The 19,313-nt window shown below is 71.8% G+C and carries 21 protein-coding genes; 20 read left to right on the forward strand and 1 reads right to left on the reverse strand.

The features are described from left to right. The first annotated feature begins 52 nt into the window (after positions 1 to 52). From IFT90_RS05920 to IFT90_RS05940, 5 genes are all read left to right on the forward strand, one after another. Positions 53 to 1,138, forward strand: coding sequence for a histidinol-phosphate transaminase (locus IFT90_RS05920; protein ID WP_192041341.1), 1,086 nt, complete (start codon positions 53 to 55; stop codon positions 1,136 to 1,138). After that, positions 1,135 to 1,749 (forward strand): imidazoleglycerol-phosphate dehydratase HisB, encoded by a 615-nt coding sequence (gene hisB, locus IFT90_RS05925; RefSeq protein ID WP_192041342.1) that lies wholly within the window; start codon positions 1,135 to 1,137, stop codon positions 1,747 to 1,749. Before IFT90_RS05920 ends, hisB begins: the two co-directional genes overlap by 4 nt. After that, a complete protein-coding gene (gene hisH / locus IFT90_RS05930) occupies positions 1,746 to 2,381 on the forward strand; it encodes an imidazole glycerol phosphate synthase subunit HisH (protein ID WP_123548712.1) in 636 nt (211 codons plus the stop codon). The genes hisB and hisH overlap by 4 nt, the downstream gene beginning before the upstream one ends. Positions 2,382 to 2,452: 71 nt before the next feature. Beyond that, complete coding sequence (priA, locus tag IFT90_RS05935) at positions 2,453 to 3,202, forward strand: bifunctional 1-(5-phosphoribosyl)-5-((5-phosphoribosylamino)methylideneamino)imidazole-4-carboxamide isomerase/phosphoribosylanthranilate isomerase PriA (RefSeq protein WP_123548713.1); 750 nt, start codon at positions 2,453 to 2,455, stop codon at positions 3,200 to 3,202. Then, positions 3,199 to 3,978 carry an SseB family protein gene (locus IFT90_RS05940; RefSeq protein WP_371812129.1) on the forward strand — a complete coding sequence of 260 codons (780 nt, stop codon included), beginning with the start codon at positions 3,199 to 3,201 and terminating at the stop codon, positions 3,976 to 3,978. Before priA ends, IFT90_RS05940 begins: the two co-directional genes overlap by 4 nt. 39 nt (positions 3,979 to 4,017) lie before the next feature. Here IFT90_RS05940 and IFT90_RS05945 read toward each other — a convergent pair whose 3' ends face one another. Then, positions 4,018 to 4,356 (reverse strand): DUF1844 domain-containing protein, encoded by a 339-nt coding sequence (locus IFT90_RS05945; protein ID WP_123548743.1) that lies wholly within the window; start codon positions 4,354 to 4,356, stop codon positions 4,018 to 4,020. Between the two features lie 351 nt (positions 4,357 to 4,707). Between IFT90_RS05945 and infC the strand changes: the two genes are divergently transcribed. The 15 genes from infC to IFT90_RS06020 form a co-directional block, all read left to right on the forward strand. Further along, positions 4,708 to 5,334, forward strand: coding sequence for a translation initiation factor IF-3 (infC, locus tag IFT90_RS05950; RefSeq protein ID WP_123548744.1), 627 nt, complete (start codon positions 4,708 to 4,710; stop codon positions 5,332 to 5,334). A 3-nt stretch (positions 5,335 to 5,337) separates the two neighbouring features. Next, positions 5,338 to 5,532, forward strand: coding sequence for a 50S ribosomal protein L35 (gene rpmI / locus IFT90_RS05955; protein ID WP_123548715.1), 195 nt, complete (start codon positions 5,338 to 5,340; stop codon positions 5,530 to 5,532). Positions 5,533 to 5,562: 30 nt separating this feature from the next. Next, the gene (gene rplT, locus IFT90_RS05960) at positions 5,563 to 5,955 is read left to right on the forward strand and encodes a 50S ribosomal protein L20 (protein ID WP_192041343.1); all 393 of its coding nucleotides are present in this window, start codon (positions 5,563 to 5,565) and stop codon (positions 5,953 to 5,955) included. Between the two features lie 109 nt (positions 5,956 to 6,064). Next, positions 6,065 to 6,877, forward strand: coding sequence for an RNA methyltransferase (locus IFT90_RS05965; protein ID WP_192041468.1), 813 nt, complete (start codon positions 6,065 to 6,067; stop codon positions 6,875 to 6,877). 82 nt (positions 6,878 to 6,959) lie between these two features. Continuing rightward, positions 6,960 to 7,697, forward strand: coding sequence for an amino acid ABC transporter ATP-binding protein (locus IFT90_RS05970; protein ID WP_192041344.1), 738 nt, complete (start codon positions 6,960 to 6,962; stop codon positions 7,695 to 7,697). A gap of 125 nt (positions 7,698 to 7,822) precedes the next feature. Continuing rightward, a complete protein-coding gene (locus tag IFT90_RS05975) occupies positions 7,823 to 8,701 on the forward strand; it encodes a glutamate ABC transporter substrate-binding protein (RefSeq protein ID WP_192041345.1) in 879 nt (292 codons plus the stop codon). A gap of 102 nt (positions 8,702 to 8,803) precedes the next feature. Then, a complete protein-coding gene (locus tag IFT90_RS05980; protein WP_123548746.1) occupies positions 8,804 to 9,469 on the forward strand; it encodes an amino acid ABC transporter permease in 666 nt (221 codons plus the stop codon). Next, complete coding sequence (locus IFT90_RS05985) at positions 9,466 to 10,410, forward strand: amino acid ABC transporter permease (protein WP_192041346.1); 945 nt, start codon at positions 9,466 to 9,468, stop codon at positions 10,408 to 10,410. Before IFT90_RS05980 ends, IFT90_RS05985 begins: the two co-directional genes overlap by 4 nt. A gap of 115 nt (positions 10,411 to 10,525) precedes the next feature. Next, complete coding sequence (gene pheS / locus IFT90_RS05990) at positions 10,526 to 11,566, forward strand: phenylalanine--tRNA ligase subunit alpha (RefSeq protein ID WP_192041347.1); 1,041 nt, start codon at positions 10,526 to 10,528, stop codon at positions 11,564 to 11,566. After that, positions 11,566 to 14,070 carry a phenylalanine--tRNA ligase subunit beta gene (pheT, locus tag IFT90_RS05995; protein ID WP_192041348.1) on the forward strand — a complete coding sequence of 835 codons (2,505 nt, stop codon included), beginning with the start codon at positions 11,566 to 11,568 and terminating at the stop codon, positions 14,068 to 14,070. The genes pheS and pheT overlap by 1 nt, the downstream gene beginning before the upstream one ends. Before the next feature lie 57 nt (positions 14,071 to 14,127). Next, positions 14,128 to 15,177: an N-acetyl-gamma-glutamyl-phosphate reductase gene (argC, locus tag IFT90_RS06000; RefSeq protein ID WP_192041349.1), complete on the forward strand. Its 1,050-nt coding sequence runs from the start codon at positions 14,128 to 14,130 to the stop codon at positions 15,175 to 15,177. Then, a complete protein-coding gene (argJ, locus tag IFT90_RS06005; RefSeq protein ID WP_192041350.1) occupies positions 15,174 to 16,331 on the forward strand; it encodes a bifunctional glutamate N-acetyltransferase/amino-acid acetyltransferase ArgJ in 1,158 nt (385 codons plus the stop codon). The genes argC and argJ overlap by 4 nt, the downstream gene beginning before the upstream one ends. Then, positions 16,331 to 17,329, forward strand: coding sequence for an acetylglutamate kinase (gene argB / locus IFT90_RS06010; protein WP_192041351.1), 999 nt, complete (start codon positions 16,331 to 16,333; stop codon positions 17,327 to 17,329). Before argJ ends, argB begins: the two co-directional genes overlap by 1 nt. Continuing rightward, positions 17,326 to 18,543: an acetylornithine transaminase gene (locus IFT90_RS06015; protein ID WP_371812132.1), complete on the forward strand. Its 1,218-nt coding sequence runs from the start codon at positions 17,326 to 17,328 to the stop codon at positions 18,541 to 18,543. The genes argB and IFT90_RS06015 overlap by 4 nt, the downstream gene beginning before the upstream one ends. Next, on the forward strand, positions 18,540 to 19,313 hold a 774-nt coding region (locus IFT90_RS06020), incomplete at its 3' end, for an ornithine carbamoyltransferase (RefSeq protein ID WP_192041352.1). The genes IFT90_RS06015 and IFT90_RS06020, both read left to right, overlap by 4 nt.

The following is a 19,313-nucleotide window of genomic DNA, read 5'->3' on the forward strand; positions in this document are numbered from 1 at the left end:
CCTGACAGGTCACGGTGAGGTCGGCGCTCCTCTCGCCGCCTACCATGGTCTCGTGTCCTTCAGCCTCGCCGACCTGCCCATCCGCGACGACCTCAAGGGGCTGACGCCGTACGGCGCTCCCCAAGAGCGGGTGCCCGTCGCCCTCAACGTCAACGAGAACACCCACCCCGTCCCCGCCGACGTCGCCGCCGACATCCTCGAGGCCGTCGGCGCGGCCCTCGTCGACATGAACCGCTACCCCGACCGCGAGTTCTCGCTCCTCCGCGACTCGCTCGCGGGCTACCTCGGGCACGGTCTCAGCCGCGAGCACATCTGGGCGGCCAACGGCTCGAACGAGGTCATCCAGCAGATCCTCCAGGCGTTCGGCGGCCCGGGGCGTTCCGTCCTCGGCTTCCCGCCCACGTACTCGATGCACTCGATCATCGCGGCGGGCACCGGCAGCACCTGGCTCGAGGGTGCCCGCGACGAGGGCTTCACGATCTCGCCCGAGACGGCGGTCGCCGAGATCGAGCGTCTCCGACCCGACGTCGTCTTCTTCTGTGGCCCGAACAACCCCACGGGGACCCCGCTCGACCTCGAGACGGTCCGAGCCGCCTACGACATGACCGACGGCATGGTGTTCGTCGACGAGGCCTACGCCGAGTTCATGCCGGCCGGTCAGCCCACGGCGCTGACGCTGCTCGAGGGGCGGGAGCGCCTGATCGTCTCGCGCACCATGAGCAAGGCCTTCGCCTTCGCCGGTGCCCGGGTCGGCTACATGGCCGCGCACCCCGCCGTGGTCGACGCCCTCCGTCTCGTGCGCCTGCCCTACCACCTCTCCTCCCTCACGCAGGCGGCGGCCGTGGCCGCTCTCGCCCACGCCGACGAGATGCTCGCGATGGTCGACGACATCAAGGCACAGCGCGACCGCATCGTCCGTGTCCTGACCGAGCTCGGCTACAGCCCGTGGCCGACCTGGTCGAACTTCGTCCTGTTCGGGGGCGTCGACGATCCCGCCGACGTCTTCCGGCGCCTCCTGGCCCGGGGCGTGATCGTCCGCGACCTCGGGATCGAGGGGCACCTCCGGGTGAGCGCCGGCACGGAGGCGGAGACGACCGCGTTCCTCGACGCGCTGCGCGACATTAGGCTCTCCTCGTGACCGATCAGCCCCGCGCCCGCACCGCCTCCTCGTCCCGCGAGACGAGCGAGTCGCGCATCCAGCTGTCCCTCGACCTCGACGGGACGGGGCGCTCGTCGATCGACACGTCCGTGCCGTTCTTCGACCACCTCCTGACGGCCCTGTCGAAGCACTCGCTCATCGATCTCGACGTGTCGGCGGCGGGCGACACCCACATCGACGTCCACCACACCGTAGAAGACGTCGGCATCGTGCTCGGCGGCGCGATCAAGGAGGCGCTGGGCGACAAGGCCGGCATCTCCCGTTACGGAGACGCGCTCGTGCCCCTCGACGAGGCGCTCGTCCAAGCTGTCGTCGACGTCTCAGGCCGCCCGTACCTCGTGCACACCGGCGAGCCCGAGGGCTTCGAGTACCACCTCATCGGCGGGCACTTCACCGGCTCGATGGTGCGTCACGTCTTCGAGGCGATCACGTTCCACGCCGGCATCACGGTGCACGTGCGGGTGCTCGGCGGCCGTGACCCGCACCACATCGCCGAGGCCGAGTTCAAGGCGTTCGCCCGGGCCCTGCGTCAGGCCGTGCAGCCCGACGCCAGGGTGACCGGGGTGCCGTCCACGAAGGGCGCCCTGTGACGGTCCGTCCCACGGTGGCCGTCCTCGACTACGGCAGCGGCAACGTGCACTCGGCCGTGAAGGCCCTGGAGCTCGCGGGCGCCGACGTCGAGCTCACGCGCGACCGCGCCAGGGTGCAGGCGGCCGACGGGCTCTTCGTCCCCGGCGTCGGTGCCTTCGGCGCCGTGATGAGCCAGCTGCAGTCGGTCCGCGGCGGCGAGATGATCGACCGGCGACTCGCGGGCGGCCGTCCCGTGATGGGGATCTGCGTCGGCATGCAGGTCTTCTTCGAGGGCGGGGTCGAGCGCGGAGCGACGACCGGCGGCCTCGGCGAGTGGCCCGGCGTCGTCGACGAGCTGAAGGCGGACGTGCTGCCGCACATGGGCTGGAACCTCGTCGACGCTCCCGAGGGCAGCGTCCTCTTCGACGGCGTGCGCGACGAGCGCTTCTACTTCGTGCACTCGTTCGCGGCGCAGGCCTGGACCCTCGACGTGATCCGCCCGTTCCCCGAGCCCCACGTCACGTGGGCCGACCACGGCGGGCGCTTCGTCGCGGCCGTCGAGAACGGTCCGCTCTGGGCCACGCAGTTCCACCCCGAGAAGTCGGGGCAGCCGGGCATCAGGCTGCTCTCGAACTGGCTCGGGACACTCTGAACCCCCTCTGATCCGACCGCGATCCCGGCCCCGTCGGCGACAGCACGCGGCACGCCCGCGAGAGAGACACCATGAGCGACTTCTGCACGACCCCCGGCCTCACCCTGTTCCCCGCCGTCGACGTCGCGGGCGGGCAGGCCGTCCGCCTGACGCAGGGCGAGGCCGGCACCGAGACGGGCTACGGCGACCCCGTGGCGGCGGCCGACGACTGGAAGTCGCAGGGCGCCGAGTGGCTGCACCTCGTCGACCTCGACGCGGCGTTCGGTCGGGGCGACAACCGGTCGATCATCAAGAAGGTCATCAAGCAGGTCAAGGGCATCGACGTCGAGCTCAGCGGCGGGATCCGCGACGACCGCTCGCTCGACGACGCGCTGAGCACCGGCGTCAAGCGCATCAACCTGGGCACCGCCGCGCTCGAGAACCCCGAGTGGGCCGCCCACGTCATCGCGGAGTACGGCGAGGCCGTCGCGGTGGGCCTCGACGTGCGGGGCACGACGCTCGCCGCGCGCGGCTGGACGGAGGACGGCGGCGACCTCTGGACGGTCCTCGCTCGCCTCGAGGACGCGGGGTGCGCCCGCTACGTCGTCACCGACGTGACGAAGGACGGCACCCTGACCGGCCCGAACACCGATCTGCTCCGGCAGGTGATGGAGCGCACCGACCGTCCCGTCATCGCCTCGGGCGGCATCTCGAGCCTGGACGACATCGCGGCCCTCCGCGAGCTCGTTCCCCTCGGCCTCGAAGGGGCCATCGTGGGCAAGGCCCTCTACTCGGGTGCCTTCACCCTCGCCGCCGCGCTCGACGTCGCATCGGTGTCGTGAGCCACGGCCACGAGCCCATGCCCGCGGCCGACAGCGCCGGGCGGCCCTTCGCGGGCCGCGCCTTCGACCACCACGACACGGCGCACGCCGGCGACGACGGCTCGGCCGACCCGCGCCTCCTCGAGGCCCTGGTCCGCTTCGGCGCGGGCGGGCTGCCCGAGCACGAGGTCGTCGACGCCCTGCGCCCGGCGCGCCTGCTCATCCCGCTCGTCGCGGTCGCGGGGGAGGAGGGGCTCGACGACCACGGTCGCCGCGTCGACAAGACGCAGGAGCTGTCCATCGTGACGGTCGCCGGACCGGACGGTCGCGCGGTGCTGCCGGCGTTCACGAGCGTCGAGGCCCTCGGCCGGTGGGACGCCGTGGCGCGTCCTGTCCCCGTCGACGCGCGACGGGTCGCGCTCGCGGCCGTGGCCGAGTCGACCGAGCACCTCGTGCTCGACCCGGGGTCGCCCACCGAGTTCGGCGTCCGGCGGCCGGCACTCTGGGCGGTCGCCCAGGACCTTCCCTGGGTCCCGGCCCACGCGGACGAGGCGGTCCTGCAGGCGTTCCTCGCCGCGTCGACCGACGAGGAGGCGCTGGTCGGGCTGGCGATCTCGCCCGGCTACCGAGGCGCCCGCCTCGGTACGCCCGAGATCGTGGTCCGACTCGCCGTGCGTGCCGGCCTCGACCAGCTGCAGCTCAACGAGCTGCTGCAGCGCCTCCAGGCGTCCTGGCAGGCCGACCCCGTGATCGTGGACCGCGTCGACAGCATGTCCGTCAGCGTCGTCCCCGCCTGACGCGGGTCGTGTCGACGGGTCAGTTCAGCTGGCTACGGGTCAGGTGACCGGGCCGGTGAGCTTCTCGCCGGGGCCCTTGCCGACGGCGTCGGGGATCGAGCTGGCCTCGCGGAAGGCGAGCTGCAGCGAACGGAGGCCGTCGCGCAGGGCACGGGCGTGCTGGTCGCCGATCTCCGGGGCGCTGGCCACGACGAGGCCGGCGAGCGACGAGATGAGCTTGCGCGCCTCGTCGAGGTCGGTCTGCGCCGCGGGGTCGTCGGCGAGGCCGACCTTCACGGCCGCCGCGCTCATCAGGTGCACGGCGACGGTGTTGATGACCTCGACCGCGTTGACGTCGGCGATGTCGCGGACGGCGTCGGACGGGTGCTCGACCGGGATGCCGACGGGGGCGTCGTCGGGGCGGTCGGCGGGGTGGGTGTGCGGGGTGTGGCTCACGTGCTGATCCTCTGCTAGGCTTCTCCAGGCTCGCAGCGTCTGCTGCGTGCGAAAGTGGAGATTCTCCCACCCGCGCTTGACCGTCACACGAGGTTACCGGGTTGTTGGCACCCCGTTCGATCTGCACCACCCCGAAGAGCGATCCTCGAGGCGGAGCAGGCTGAGCAGCCAGGGTGCAGTGCACCGCCGTCGACAGACGGTGCGCGTCGCGAGAGCGACCGGTGCGCGAACCTCCTCTTTCCCTGCAGGCCCTCCGGGTCGGCAGGTGACGAAGCGACGACAGAGGAGTTCCGCATCAGCGATCCCCGTACGAACGACCGTATCCGCGTCCCCGAGGTTCGCCTCGTGGGGCCTGCAGGTGAGCAGATCGGCGTCGTTCCCATCGCCATGGCGCTGCGTCTCGCCGCAGAGGCCGAACTCGACCTGGTCGAGGTGGCCCCCAACTCGAAGCCTCCCGTGGCCAAGATCATGGATCACGGGAAGTTCAAGTACGAGGCTGCGCAGAAGGCGAAAGAGGCCCGGCGCAACCAGGCGAACACCATCCTCAAAGAGGTCCGGTTCCGTCTGAAGATCGACAAGCACGACTACGAGACCAAGCGCAAGCGCGCCGAGGGCTTCCTCGAGGGCGGCGACAAGGTCAAGGCCATGATCCTGTTCCGCGGTCGCGAGCAGTCGCGTCCCGACCAGGGCGTGCGTCTGCTCCAGCGCTTCGCGGAGGACGTGTCCGAGCTGGGCAGTGTCGAGTCCACCCCCACCATCGACGGCCGCAACATGGTCATGGTGATCGGGCCCCACAAGAACAAGTCCGAGGCGAAGGCCGAGGCCGAAGCTCGCAAGGCGGCGAACAAGCCCCCGAAGCACCCCACGTCCGACAAGGCGGCGGCCGATGCACCGGCCGAGCCGACAGAAGAGAGCAAGTAAGACATGCCCAAGCAGAAGACCCACTCCGGTGCCAAGAAGCGTTTCAAGGTCACCGGTTCCGGCAAGATCATGAAGCAGCAGGCCGGCATGCGCCACAACCTCGAGGTGAAGAGCGCCAGCCGCAAGGCGCGCCTCAACCAGGACCAGCTGTTGGCCCCGGCCGACGCCAAGGTCGCCAAGAAGCTTCTCGGTCACTGACCGCTGACACGAACGTAGAGGAACAAGAAAATGGCAAGAGTCAAGAGAGCGGTCAACGCCGCCAAGAAGCGTCGCGTCATCCTCGAGCGCGCCGAGGGCTACCGCGGTCAGCGTTCGCGCCTGTACCGCAAGGCCAAGGAGCAGGTCACCCACTCCCTCGTCTACTCGTACCGTGACCGCCGTGCGCGCAAGGGCGAGTTCCGCCGCCTGTGGATCCAGCGCATCAACGCTGCGTCGCGTCAGAACGGCCTGACCTACAACCGCCTCATCCAGGGCCTGTCCCTGGCCGGCATCGAGGTCGACCGTCGCATCCTCGCCGAGCTGGCCGTGCACGAGCCCGCCACCTTCGCGTCGATCGTCGCGACGGCGAAGGCCGCGCTGCCCGCCGACACCTCGGCCCCCAAGGCCACGGCCGCCGCGTAGTCACGACTGCGTCAGCACCACCTCACGCAGGGCCCGGACAGCACTCGCTGTCCGGGCCCTCCGTCGTTCCCGGGGCCGGGTGCGGCATAGTTGTCGCGTGCGCACCCCTCTGATCGACAACCCCCGTTCGCCGCGAGTCCGGGCGGTGGCGAAGCTGTCCAAGCGGGACGCCCGCACCGAGACGGGGCTGTTCCTGCTGGAGGGGCCGCAGGCGGTGTCCGAGGCCCTCGCGTTCCGTCCCGAGCTGGTCCTCGAGCTCTACGTCACGCCCACCGCCCTCGAGCGGCACCCCGGGCTGGCCGACGCGGCCGGCGAGGCGGGCCTCGAGGCCGAGTTCGTCACCGAGGCCGTGCTCGACGCGATGGCCGACACCGTGACCCCGCAGGGCGTCGTGGCCGTGTGCCGCCAGTTCCCGACGTCGGTCAAGGACATCTTCGCCGAGGGCGACGACGGCGGGCCGAAGCTCATCGCCATCCTCGAGGAGGTGCGCGACCCGGGCAACGCCGGCACGATCATCCGTGCCGCCGACGCGGCCGGCGCCGACGCCGTCGTGATGACCGGTCGCAGCGTCGACCTCTACAACCCGAAGGTCGTCCGGGCCACGACCGGCTCCCTCTTCCACGTGCCCGTCGCCGTCGGCATCGACCTGGCGAGCGTCGTGGCGCGGTGCGCCGAGGCCGGGATCCAGGTGATCGCGGCCGACGTCAAGGGCGACGACCTGCTGCAGGCGCGGCGGGAGGGCGTCCTCGACGCGCCGACGGCCTGGCTCTTCGGGAACGAGGCGCGCGGGCTCACCGACGACGACCTCGCCCGGGCCGACCGCGCCGTCGTGGTGCCCATCTACGGGCACGCCGAGTCGATGAACCTGGCGACCGCCGCCTCCGTCTGCCTCTACGAGAGCGCGTTCGCCCAGCGCTCGTAGGCCGACCGGACGGCTCGTTTCGGTTGCGTTACGAATCAGCTGTGAGTTTGACCCCCTTCCGGGCGTCTGTTTGTGTGGACCCATGGAACCCCTCGTCGTGGTCGACCACGTCAACAAGCACTTCGGTCAGCTGCACGTCCTCAAGGACGTCACGACCACGGTCGGGCGTGGCGAGGTCGTCGTGGTGATCGGTCCGAGCGGCTCGGGGAAGTCGACGCTCTGTCGGGCGATCAACCGCCTCGAGACGATCGACGACGGCGTCATCTCGATCGACGGCACGCAGCTGCCCGACGAGGGCGCCGCGCTGGCGAAGCTGCGTGCCGACGTCGGCATGGTGTTCCAGAGCTTCAACCTCTTCGCCCACAAGACGGTGCTCGAGAACGTCACCCTCGGCCAGATCAAGGTGCGCGGCCGCTCGAAGGCCGAGGCCGAGAAGCGCGCGATGGAGCTGCTCGACCGCGTGGGCGTGGGCAACCAGGCCTCGAAGATGCCGTCGCAGCTCTCGGGCGGCCAGCAGCAGCGCGTCGCCATCGCCCGTGCCCTCGCGATGGACCCGAAGGTGATGCTGCTCGACGAGCCCACCAGCGCGCTCGACCCCGAGATGATCACCGAGGTGCTCGACGTCATGGTGCAGCTCGCGAAGGACGGCATGACCATGGTCGTCGTCACCCACGAGATGGGCTTCGCCCGGAAGGCCGCCGACCGCGTCGTCTTCATGGCCGACGGCCAGATCGTCGAGGAGTCGACGCCCGAGGAGTTCTTCACGGCGCCGAAGTCCGACCGCGCCCGCGATTTCCTCTCGAAGATCCTCACGCACTGAGCTCGGGCGCCTCGCTCGCGACGCGCCTCCTCGCGCCCCCGTCCCGGCTGCCCGCCCGGACGAGGAGGCGCCCCCAGACTCCCGGACGTCGACCGTCGGCCGGGTCACCCAGCAAGGAGAACGACATGCGACTCAGCAAGGGATTCGTCGCCGTAGCCGCAGCGGCCGTGACGGTGCTCGGCCTCTCGGCCTGCACGGACTCGGCCGCCCCCGAGAGCTCGGTCGACGTCGAGGAGGTCGCGGACTTCCAGGACGGCACCACGATGGCTCGCCTGGCCGAGGCCGGCGAGATCACCATCGGCACCAAGTTCGACCAGCCGCTCTTCGGCCTGGACGACGGCTCGGGCACGCCCCAGGGCTTCGACGCGGAGATCGGCAAGCTCGTCGCCGCCAAGCTGGGCATCCCCGCCAGCGGCATCACGTGGGTCGAGACGGTCTCCGCCAACCGCGAGCCCTTCATCCAGAACGGCGACGTCGACCTCGTCATCGCCACCTACACGATCAACGACGCCCGCAAGGAGGTCGTCTCGTTCGCCGGGCCGTACTACCAGGCCGGTCAGGACCTGCTGGTGCTCGAGGGCAACCCCGACGGCATCGAGAGCGTCGACGACCTCGCGGGCAAGAAGGTCTGCACCGTCAGCGGCTCGACCAGCGAGGCGAACATCGCCGAGTACGTCAGCGCGCCGACCGACATCATCGCGACCGACACCTACTCGAACTGCCTCGAGCCGCTCCGCACCGGTGCGGTCCAGGCCGTCACGACCGACAACGTGATCCTGGCCGGCCTCGCCGACCAGAACGAGGGCGAGTTCGAGGTCGTCGGAGAGCCCTTCACCGAGGAGCCCTACGGCATCGGCCTCGCGCTCGACGACACCGACTTCCGCATGTTCGTCAACGACACGCTCCAGGACGCCGAGGACGACGGCACCTGGGACGAGCTGTGGGAGGCGACGGCCGGCAAGGTCCTCGAGACCCCCGAGCCCCCGGCGATCGACCGCTACTAGCGACACCGGCGGGCACCGTGTCGCGACCTGCGCACGGTGCCCGCCACCGCCTCCTGCCCGTGTGGGCAGCCGCCCTGACCTGAGGACACCCTTGTGAACCCCCTGGACGTCATCCCCGGCTTCGACGCCGTGATCGACAACTGGCCCCGATTCTGGGGCGGCTTCGTCACGACGCTGCAGCTCCTCGTCCTGTCGGGCGTCGGCGCGATCGTCATCGGCTTCGTCGTGGCCGCCATGCGGATCTCTCCTGTGGGCTCCTTCCGGGTCTTCGCGACGGTCTACACCGAGGCGATCCGCAACGTCCCGCTGACGCTCGTCCTCTTCTTCTGCGCGTTCGTGCTCCCGTACCTCGGCGTCGGGATCGGCTACTTCCCGCTCGCGGTGATCGGCCTGACGCTCTACACCTCGCCCTTCGTGGCCGAGGCCGTCCGCTCCGGCGTGAACGGCGTCCCGGTGGGCCAGGCCGAGGCCGCCCGCAGCATCGGCCTGGGCTTCGGCCAGACCCTGACGCTCGTGATCATGCCGCAGGCGATCCGCATGGTCATCCCGCCCCTCATCAACGTGATCATCGCCCTGACGAAGAACACCTCGGTCGCGGGCGGGTTCTTCGTCGCCGAGCTGTTCGCCGCGGGGCGCTTCATAGCGAACTCCCGCGGCGACGCGGTCATCACGACGCTGCTGTCGGTGGCCGTGTTCTACCTGGTCGTCACCATCACCCTGGGTCGCGTCGCGGCCCTGGTCGAGAAGAAGGTCGCGGTCCTGCGATGAGCACGAACGTCCTCTACGACGCCCCGGGCCCGAAGTCCCGCCGCACCTCGCGCATCATCTCGGTGGTGGGCGTGGTCTTGGTGCTCGCGCTCGTCGCCTACGTCGCGTACCTGCTGGGCCGCCCGCGCGTCAGCGCCAACGGCGCCGTCACCGCCAGCGTGCTCGACCCCTCGCGCTGGGACATCCTGCTCGACCGCAACCTCTGGCGGAACATCGGCCGCGGCTGGCTGGCCACGGTCCAGGCCGCCGCCGTCGCGTCGGTCCTCGCGGTGGCCATCGGCGTCTTGTTCTCGTTCCTCCGCACCGCCCGCACCGCCTGGGTCCGGGTGCCGACCACGGTCGTCCTCGAGTTCTTCCGCGGCATGCCCGTGCTGCTGATGATGCTGTTCATCCTGCTGGTGTTCTCGACGGGCGCCTTCTGGGCCGTCGTGGCCGCTCTCGCGGTCTACAACGGCGCACTCATCGGCGAGGCCCTGCGCTCGGGCATCGCCGCCCTGCCGCGGGGCCAGCGCGAGGCAGGGCTGGCCATCGGCCTCTCGCCGGTGCAGACGCGCTTCGCGATCGAGTTCCCGCAGGCGTTCCGCCAGATGCTGCCGATCATCCTGGCGCAGCTGGTCGTCCTGCTGAAGGACACCTCGCTCGGCTACATCGTCGGGTACGTCGAGCTGACGAGGCAGGGGCTGAACCGGCTGGGCACCTCCTACGGCAGCACCTACACGTTCACGCTGTTCGCCGTGGTCCTCGTCGTGTACCTCATCACGAACCTGGTCTTCTCCTACGTCGTGCGGGTCGTCGACCGGCGCACGGGCCGACGCGGCGTCATCCGGACGAAGGGCGGCAGGGGCGGTCTCGGCGGCCCCGGTCTGCTCGCCCGCGCCGGCCGACCGAACATCCCCGCGACGACCGGGGACGCCGGCGGAGGCGGCGGCGGCGGTCGCTGACCTGCCGCACCGTCGCACCGACCGCTCCTCCCCGGATCCGCGATCCGCGCCTCCTCGTCCCCAGGGCACGAGGAGGCGCGGGTCGTCTCCCCAACGATCGCTAAGCTTGGTTCTCGTGTCAGACTCCGTCCCCATCTCCGAAGAGGCCGTCTCGGCCGCGGTCGACGCGGCCCTCGCCGCCGTCGCGACCGCCGCCTCCGTCGCCGAGCTCAAGGCGGCCCGTGCCCAGCACGCCGGCGAGGCGTCGGTCCTGGCACGCATGAACGCCGGTCTCCGCGACCTGCCGAACGACAAGAAGGCCGCGGCGGGCAAGCTCGTCGGCGGCGCCCGTGGCCGTGTCGGCCAGGCGGTGGCAGCCCGTGAGGGCCAGCTCGCCGAGCTCGAAGAGACGCAGCGCCTCGTCGACGAGGCCGTCGACGTCACGGCCCTGCCCACTCGTCGTCGCGTCGGTGCGCGGCACCCGCTCGCCCTCCTGCAGGAAGAGATGCTCGACCTGTTCGTCGGCATGGGCTGGGAGGTCAGCGAGGGGCCCGAGCTCGAGCACGAGTGGTTCAACTTCGACGCCCTGAACTTCGACGCCGACCACCCGGCGCGTGCCATGCAGGACACCTTCTTCGTCGACCCGGTCGACGCTCACCTCGTGCTGCGCACGCACACGTCGCCCGTGCAGATCCGCACGCTCCTCGCGAAGGAGCTGCCCGTCTACAACGTCGCCACCGGTCGCGTCTTCCGCACCGACGAGCTCGACGCGACGCACACCCCGGTCTTCACGCAGATCGAGGGCATCGCCATCGACCGCGGCCTCACGATGGCGCACCTGCGCGGCACGCTCGAGCACCTGGCACGCTCGATGTTCGGGCAGGGCGCGCAGATCCGGCTCCGGCCCAACTACTTCCCCTTCACCGAGCCGAGCGCCGAGATGGACGTCTGGCAGCCGAACGCCAAGGGCGGCGCGCGCTGGGTCGAGTGGGGCGGCTGCGGCATGGTCAACCCGAACGTCCTCCGGGCCGCGGGCATCGACCCCGAGGTGCACCAGGGCTTCGCCTTCGGCATGGGCATCGAGCGGACCCTCCAGTTCCGCAACGACCTCAACGACATGCGCGACATGGTCGAGGGCGACGTCAGGTTCAGCGAGCAGTTCGGGATGGTGGTCTGATGCGGGTTCCGCTGAGTTGGCTCGGCGAGCACGTCGACCTGCCGGTCGACGTCTCCCTCGAGCACGTGCACGCCGCGCTGGTGTCGGTCGGCTTCGAAGAGGAAGACGTCCACGTCGGCGACGTGACGGGCCCCCTCGTGGTGGGCCAGGTGCTCGAGCTGCAGCCCGAGCCGCAGAAGAACGGCAAGACGATCAACTGGTGCCAGGTCGCCGTCGGCCCCGACGACGTCCGCGGCATCGTCTGCGGCGCCCACAACTTCGTCGTGGGCGACAAGGTCGTCGTGTCGCTGCCGGGCGCGGTCCTGCCCGGGCCGTTCCCGATCGCCGCGCGCAAGACCTACGGCCACGTGTCCGACGGCATGATCGCGTCGACCCGTGAGCTCGGCCTCGGCGACGAGCACGACGGCATCCTCCTGCTCAGCTCGCTCGGCCTCGACCCCGAGGTCGGCACGGACGCGATCGCGCTCCTCGGCCTCGACGAGGCCGCCGTCGAGATCAACGTCACGCCCGACCGCGGCTACGCGCTCAGCATGCGCGGCGTGGCTCGCGAGTACTCCCACGCGACGGGCGCCTCCTTCACCGACCCGGCCGGCACCGTCGAGGCCGCGGCGGCGGACGGCTTCGGCGTGAGCGTCGTCGACGACGCCCCGGTGCGCGGCCGCCAGGCCGTGGCCACCTTCGTCACCCGGGTCGTCCGCGGCATCGACGCCTCGCGGCCGACGCCGACCTGGATGTCCTCCCGCCTGCGCCTCGCCGGCGTCCGCTCGATCTCGCTGCCGGTCGACGTCACGAACTACGTGATGCTCGAGCTCGGCCAGCCGATCCACGGCTACGACCTCGACGCGGTCCAGGGCGGGTTGACGGTCCGCCGTGCCGCGGCGGGCGAGCAGCTCGAGACCCTCGACGGCACCGTCCGTGCTCTCCACGTCGAGGACCTGGTCATCGCGGACGAGCAGGGTGCCGTAGGCCTGGCCGGCGTCATGGGCGGTTCGCGCACCGAGATGGGCGCGGGCACCACCGACGTGCTCGTCGAGGCCGCCACGTTCGACCCGGTGTCGATCGCCCGGACCGCTCGTCGGCACAAGCTGCCGAGCGAGGCCTCCCGTCGGTTCGAGCGCGGCGTCGACCCTGCCGTCTCCGCCCCCGCGGCACAGCGGGTCGTCGACCTGCTCGTCGAGCTGGCCGGCGGCACGGCCGACCCGCTCGGCTCCTCCCTCGACGAGTCCGTCGCGCCCGGGGCGATCGAGCTGCCGCGCGACCGCGCCGCCCGCCTCATGGGCGTCGACTACACGGCCGACGAGGTCGTGGGAGCCCTTCGCGCCGTCGGCTCCGTCGTCGTCGAGTCGGGCGAGGGCTGGCAGGTGACCCCGCCGACGTGGCGGAGCGACCTCCGCACGTCGGCCGACCTCGTGGAAGAAGTGGCCCGCATCACCGGGTACGACCGCATCCCGTCGGTGCTGCCCGTGGCGCCTCCCGGGCGTGGGCTGTCCCGCGAGCAGAAGCTCCGCCGCCGGGTCGCGGCGTCGCTGGCCGCCGCGGGATCGGTCGAGGTCCAGGCCTACCCCTTCGTCCGTCCCGACCAGAACGCCGCCTTCGGCTCGATCGACGGCTCGGACACCGGCTCGACGGTCCCTGCCGTCACGCTCGCGAACCCGCTCGACTCCGCAGCGCCCCAGCTGCGTCGCTCGCTGCTCCCCGGCCTGCTCGACGTCGTCCGCCGGAACACCTCCCGTGGGCTGGTCGACGTCTCGGTCTTCGAGAGCGGCACGGTCTTCCTGCCGATCGAGGACACGACCTACGGCACCGCCGAGGTCCCCGCCGGTGCCCAGCGCCCCGGTGACGAGCTCCTCGACCAGCTGGCCGCCAGTCTTCCCGCCCAGCCGCGGCACCTGGCCGTGGCTGTCGTCGGAGACGCGATCGACCGCCAGCCGGGCCAGCCGGCCGTCGCCGCCGGCCTGGCCGACGTGCTCGACGACCTGCGGGTCTCCGTCCGCGCCGCCGGGGCCGAGGCCGTCTTCCGCACGGGCCGGCACCCGTCGCTGCACCCCGGGCGCACGGCCGAGGTCCTCGTCGCAGGCGAGGTCGTCGGCGTGGCCGGCGAGCTGCTGCCCACGGCGTCGGCCGAGCTCGACCTGCCGCGCGTCGTCGCGGTCGCCGAGATCGACCTCGACCGTGTCCTCGCGCTGTCCGACGTCCCCGTCCAGCCGACGGCGATCTCGTCCTACCCGGCCGCGACGCAGGATCTCTCGCTCGTCGTGGGCGTCGACGTCGCCGCGGGCGACCTGCTCGAGACCGTCCGCGAGGGCGCCGGCGACCTGCTCGAGTCCGTTCGGCTCGTGGACGACTACCGGGGCACCGGGCTGCCGGAGGCGAGCAAGTCGCTGACCTTCGCGCTGCGGTTCCGTGCCGACGACCGCACGCTCACGGCCGCCGAGGCGACCGAGGCCAAGCAGGGGGCCGTCCGCCTCGCCGGCGAGCGATCTGGGGCGACGCTCCGCGAGTGACCTCGCGAGGCGCCGCCGCCCTCGATCCTCGACCGACTCGACCATCAGGATGGACACATGCCTCACTCCGTAGCAGTAGCGGGCGCCAGCGGGTACGCCGGCGGCGAGCTCCTCCGGCTCCTCGCGGCGCACCCCGACTTCGAGGTCACGACAGTCACGGCGTTCCAGAACGCCGGGCAGCCCCTCGTCGCCCTCCAGCCCCACCTGCGCTCCCTCGCGCACCTCACGCTCGTGGAGACGACGGCCGAGACCCTCGCCGGGCACGACGTCGTCTTCCTCGCCCTCCCGCACGGCAAGTCCGGTGCCATCGCGGCGCAGCTGCCCGACGACGTCCTCGTCGTCGACTGCGGGGCCGACCACCGTCTCACCGACGAGGCCGCCTGGGCCCGGTTCTACGGCACCGAATACCACGGCGCGTGGGCGTACGGGCTGCCCGAGCTGCTGCTCGGCGCGTCCGGCGGGCGTCAGCGCGACGCCCTGCGCGGTGCACGCCGCATCGCGGTGCCCGGCTGCAACGTCACGGCGGTGACCCTCGGCCTCGCCCCTGGCGTCCGCGCCGGGCTGGTCGAGGCGACCGACATCGTCTCGGTCCTGGCGGTCGGCCCGTCGGGAGCCGGCAAGGCACTGGCACCGCACCTCCTCGCCAGCGAGCTGATGGGCTCCGCCTCGGCCTACGGCGTCGGCGGCACGCACCGCCACGTGCCCGAGATCCAGCAGAACCTCCGGCTCGCCGGCGCGCAGGACGTCAACATCTCCTTCACCCCCGTGCTCGTCCCGATGTCGCGGGGCATCCTGGCGACCACGACGGCGACGCTCGCCCCCGGGGTCGGCGCCCACGACGTGCGCACCGCCTGGGAGCAGGCCTACGCGGACGAGCCGTTCGTCCACGTCCTGCCCGAGGGCGTCTTCCCCCGCACGGCCGACACGGTCGGGGCGAACACGGCCCTCATCGGCCTCGCCGTCGACGAGGCCGCCGAGCGCGTCGTCGTCGTCAGCGCCATCGACAACCTCGTGAAGGGCACGGCCGGCGCGGCCGTCCAGTCCGCCAACATCGCCCTCGGCCTCCCCGAGACCGCGGGCCTCAGCACGGACGGAGTGGCACCGTGAGCGTCACCGCAGCACAGGGCTTCACCGCCGCCGGCGTCGTCGCCGGCCTCAAGAGCACCGGGGCACGCGACGTCGCCCTGGTCGTCAACACCGGCCGCAGCAAGGCCGCCGCGGCCGTCTTCACGAGCAACCGCGCCAAGGCGCACCCCGTCCTGTGGTCGCAGCAGGTGCTGGGCGACGGCGTCGCGGAGGCGGTCGTCCTGAACTCGGGAGGCGCCAACTGCTTCACCGGCCCGTTCGGCTTCCAGACGACGCACGCCACGGCGGAGGCCGTCGCCGAGTCGCTCAGCGTCTCGGCGGGCGACGTCGTCGTCTGCTCGACAGGCCTGATCGGCGTCGGCGACCAGGTGTTCCGCGACAAGGTGCTCTCCGGTGCCCGGGCGGCGGCGACCCAGCTGAGCGCCGAGGGAGGCGAGGACGCCGCCCTCGCGATCATGACGACCGACAGCGTGCCGAAGCAGGCCGTCGTCGCCGGCGACGGCTGGGTGGTCGGCGGCATGGCCAAGGGCGCGGGCATGCTCGCGCCGGGCCTGGCGACCATGCTCGTCGTCCTGACGACCGACGCCGACCTCCCGGCGGAGACGCTCGACGCCGCGCTGCGCGCGGCCACGAGGGTCACGTTCGACCGCCTCGACTCCGACGGCTGCATGTCGACCAACGACTCGGTCGTGCTCCTCTCGAGCGCCGAGTCCGGTGTCGCCCCGTCGGCCGACGAGTTCACGACGGCGGTCACGGAGCTCTGCGCCGACCTGGCTCGCCAGCTGCAGGCGGACGCCGAGGGCGCCTCCCACGACATCCGCATCGAGGTCGTCGGTGCCGTCGACGAGGACGACGCGGTCGAGGTGGGCCGCTCCATCGCCCGGAACAGCCTCTTCAAGGCCGCCGTGTTCGGCAACGACCCCAACTGGGGCCGCGTGCTCGCCGCGATCGGCACCACGTCGGCCGCCTTCGACCCCTACGACGTCGACGTGTCGATGAACGGCGTCCGGGTCTGCCACGCCGGCGCGCCCGACGTCCCGAGCGAGACCGTCGACCTCACCCCGCGGGCCGTCCACGTGCTGGTCGACCTGCGCGCCGGCGACGCCGAGGCGACGATCCTCACGAACGACCTCACGCACGACTACGTGCACGAGAACAGCGCGTACTCCAGCTGATGGGCGCACACGAGGTGACCCACAGCGCCGAGCAGGAGCTCGCGGCCGTCAAGGCCGCGACCCTGATCGAGTCGCTGCCCTGGCTCAAGCGCTTCTCCGGCAAGGTCGTGGTCGTGAAGTTCGGCGGCAACGCGATGGTCGACGAGGCCCTCGGCCGTGCCTTCGCCGAGGACATGGTCTACCTGCGGCTGGCCGGCCTGTACCCGGTGGTCGTCCACGGAGGCGGTCCGCAGATCTCCGCGGCCCTCGCGACCGCGGGCATCCCGAGCGACTTCCGCGGCGGGTACCGCTACACGAGCACCGAGGCCATCGCCGTCGTCCGTGACGTCCTCGCCGGGGACGTCGCGCAGCAGATCGTCGGGCTCGTCAACGAGCACGGCGACCTCGCCCGCAGCGTGTCCGGCGAGGGCTCGACGCTGTTCCGCGGTCGTCGCCGCGGCACCGTCGTCGACGGCGAGGCGGTCGACCTCGGGCACGTGGGCGACGTCGTCGACGTCGACCCGTCGTCGGTGCTCGCCGAGATCGAAGCCGGACGCATCCCGGTCGTGTCGTCGCTCGCCGTCGACGAGGGCGACGGGGGGTCGCTGCTGAACGTGAACGCCGACGCCGCGGCCGCCGCGCTCGCCGTGGCGCTCCGGGCGACCAAGCTCGTGGTCCTCACCGACGTCTCGGGCCTCTACTCCGACTGGCCGAACCGTGGCTCGCTGGTCGCCGCCATCACCGTGTCGGCGCTCACAGACATGCTCCCGACGCTCGAGTCGGGCATGATCCCCAAGATGACGGCCTGCCTCGACGCGGTCGTCGGCGGCGTCGGGGGAGCGACCATCATCGACGGCCGCATCCCGCACTCCATCCTCCTCGAGGTCTTCACCCAGCGCGGGTCGGGCACCGAGGTCGTCCCCGACGACAGGGCCGCCGCCTACGGCGCACCCGTCGTCGACTCGTTCCCGATCACCCCGGTCGGCGACGTCAGCACCCCGCAGGAAGGACAGTCGTGACCACCACCCAGACCCCAGCCGGACACGACGAGCGCCGCGACTGGCAGAGCCGGTTCGGCGACGCGTTCATGCGCTCGCTGGCCACCCCGAAGGTGATGCTCGAGCGCGGCGAGGGCTGCGCCGTGTGGGACGTCGACGGCAAGCGCTACCTCGACTTCCTCGCCGGCATCGCCGTCAACGCCCTCGGCCACGCGCACCCCGTGCTCGTCGAGGCGATCGCCCGGCAGGCCGGCGCGCTCGTCCACGTCTCGAACTACTTCGCGACCGAGCCCCAGCTGGCCCTGGCCGAGCGCCTCCTCCGCATCAGCGGCGCGGGCGACCAGGGTCGCGTCTACTTCGCCAACAGCGGGGCCGAGGCCAACGAGGCCGCGTTCAAGCTGGCACGGCTCAACCGCGGCGAGGGACGCCGCACGCGGATCCTCGCCCTGCAGAACTCGTTCCACGGGCGCACCATGGGCGCCCTCGCCCTCACCGGCAAGCCCGCGCTCCGTGGTCCCTTCGAGCCGATGGTGGCGGGCGTCGAGCACATCGACACGACGCTCGAGGCGCTCGAGGCCGCGATGGGCGACGACGTCGCGGCTCTCTTCGTCGAGCCGATCAAGGGCGAGGCCGGCGTGCTCGATCTCCCCGTCGGGTTCCTCGAGAGGGCCCGCGAACTGACCCGCCAGCACGGAGCGCTCCTCGTCCTCGACGAGATCCAGACGGGCATCGGCCGCACCGGCTCGTGGTTCGCCTTCCAGCAGTTCGACGTCGTGCCCGACGCGATCACCGTCGCCAAGGGGATCGCCGGGGGAGTGCCCATCGGCGCGCTCGTCACGTTCGGCGCCGCCTCCGACCTGTTCGAGGCCGGCCAGCACGGCAGCACGTTCGGCGGGAACCCGCTGGCCACGGCCGCTGCGGACGCGGTCCTCGGCGAGATCGAGCGCGCGGGCCTCGTCGAGGCCGCCGTCGTCCGGGGCGAGCAGATCCGGGCCGCGATCACGGCGATGGAGTCTTCCCTCGTCGCCGGCGTCCGCGGGCAGGGCCTGCTGATCGGCATCGGCCTGACCCAGCCGATCGCCGCCGAGATCTCGGCCCGGTGCCTCGAGGCAGGCCTGATCGTGAACGCCCCCAACGACTCCAGCATCCGTCTCGCTCCGCCGCTCATCGTGGGCGACGCCGAGATCGCCGAGTTCTCCGCCCTCTTCTCCCGCGTCCTGAAAGGTCTCGAATGACCCGCCACTTCCTCCGCGACGACGATCTCAGCCCCGCTGAGCAGCTCGAGGTCCTCGACCTCGCCGACGCCCTCAAGCGCGACCGCTGGTCGCAGCGCCCCCTCGAGGGGCCGCAGACGGTGGCCGTGATCTTCGACAAGTCGTCCACCCGCACCCGGGTCTCGTTCGCGGTCGGCATCGCCGACCTCGGCGGCAGCCCGCTCGTGATCGCGACCGCGAACAGCCAGCTGGGCGGAAAGGAGACGCCGTCCGACACCGCGCGCGTCCTCGAGCGCATGGTCGCGGCCATCGTCTGGCGCACCTACGCGCAGTCCGGCCTCGAAGAAATGGCGGCCGGCACGACCGTCCCGGTCGTCAACGCGCTCAGCGACGACTTCCACCCCTGCCAGCTGCTGGCCGACCTGCAGACCATCCGCGAGGCCAAGGGCACGCTCGCGGGCCTCTCCGTCGCCTTCGTCGGCGACGGCCGGAGCAACATGGGCCAGTCGTACCTGCTGGCCGGAGCCACCGCCGGCATGCACGTCCGCATCGGCTCGCCGGCGGGCTTCCAGCCCGAGCAGCACGTCGTCGACGACGCGGCCGCGATCGCCGCGACGACCGGCGGATCCGTCCAGGTCGTCGACGACGCCGCGGCCGCGGTCGCGGGCGTCGACGTCGTCGTCACCGACACCTGGGTCTCCATGGGCAAGGAGGACGAGAAGGACGAGCGCGCCGCCGTGTTCGGCGGCTTCAAGGTCGACCAGGCGCCCATGGCGCAGGCGGCCGACGAC

This window comes from Frigoribacterium sp. CFBP 8766, from assembly GCF_014841435.1.
GTDB lineage: Bacteria > Actinomycetota > Actinomycetes > Actinomycetales > Microbacteriaceae > Frigoribacterium.

Bases quoted from the DNA above. Each gene is read 5' to 3' on its own strand.
- priA (WP_123548713.1), top strand. From the start codon at position 2,453: ATGAGCGACTTCTGCACGACCCCCGGCCTCACCCTGTTCCCCGCCGTC.
- rpmI (WP_123548715.1), top strand. From the start codon at position 5,338: ATGCCCAAGCAGAAGACCCACTCCGGTGCCAAGAAGCGTTTCAAGGTC.
- rplT (WP_192041343.1), top strand. From the start codon at position 5,563: ATGGCAAGAGTCAAGAGAGCGGTCAACGCCGCCAAGAAGCGTCGCGTC.
- IFT90_RS05970 (WP_192041344.1), top strand. From the start codon at position 6,960: ATGGAACCCCTCGTCGTGGTCGACCACGTCAACAAGCACTTCGGTCAG.
- IFT90_RS05975 (WP_192041345.1), top strand. From the start codon at position 7,823: ATGCGACTCAGCAAGGGATTCGTCGCCGTAGCCGCAGCGGCCGTGACG.
- IFT90_RS05985 (WP_192041346.1), top strand. From the start codon at position 9,466: ATGAGCACGAACGTCCTCTACGACGCCCCGGGCCCGAAGTCCCGCCGC.
- pheT (WP_192041348.1), top strand. From the start codon at position 11,566: ATGCGGGTTCCGCTGAGTTGGCTCGGCGAGCACGTCGACCTGCCGGTC.
- argC (WP_192041349.1), top strand. From the start codon at position 14,128: ATGCCTCACTCCGTAGCAGTAGCGGGCGCCAGCGGGTACGCCGGCGGC.
- argB (WP_192041351.1), top strand. From the start codon at position 16,331: ATGGGCGCACACGAGGTGACCCACAGCGCCGAGCAGGAGCTCGCGGCC.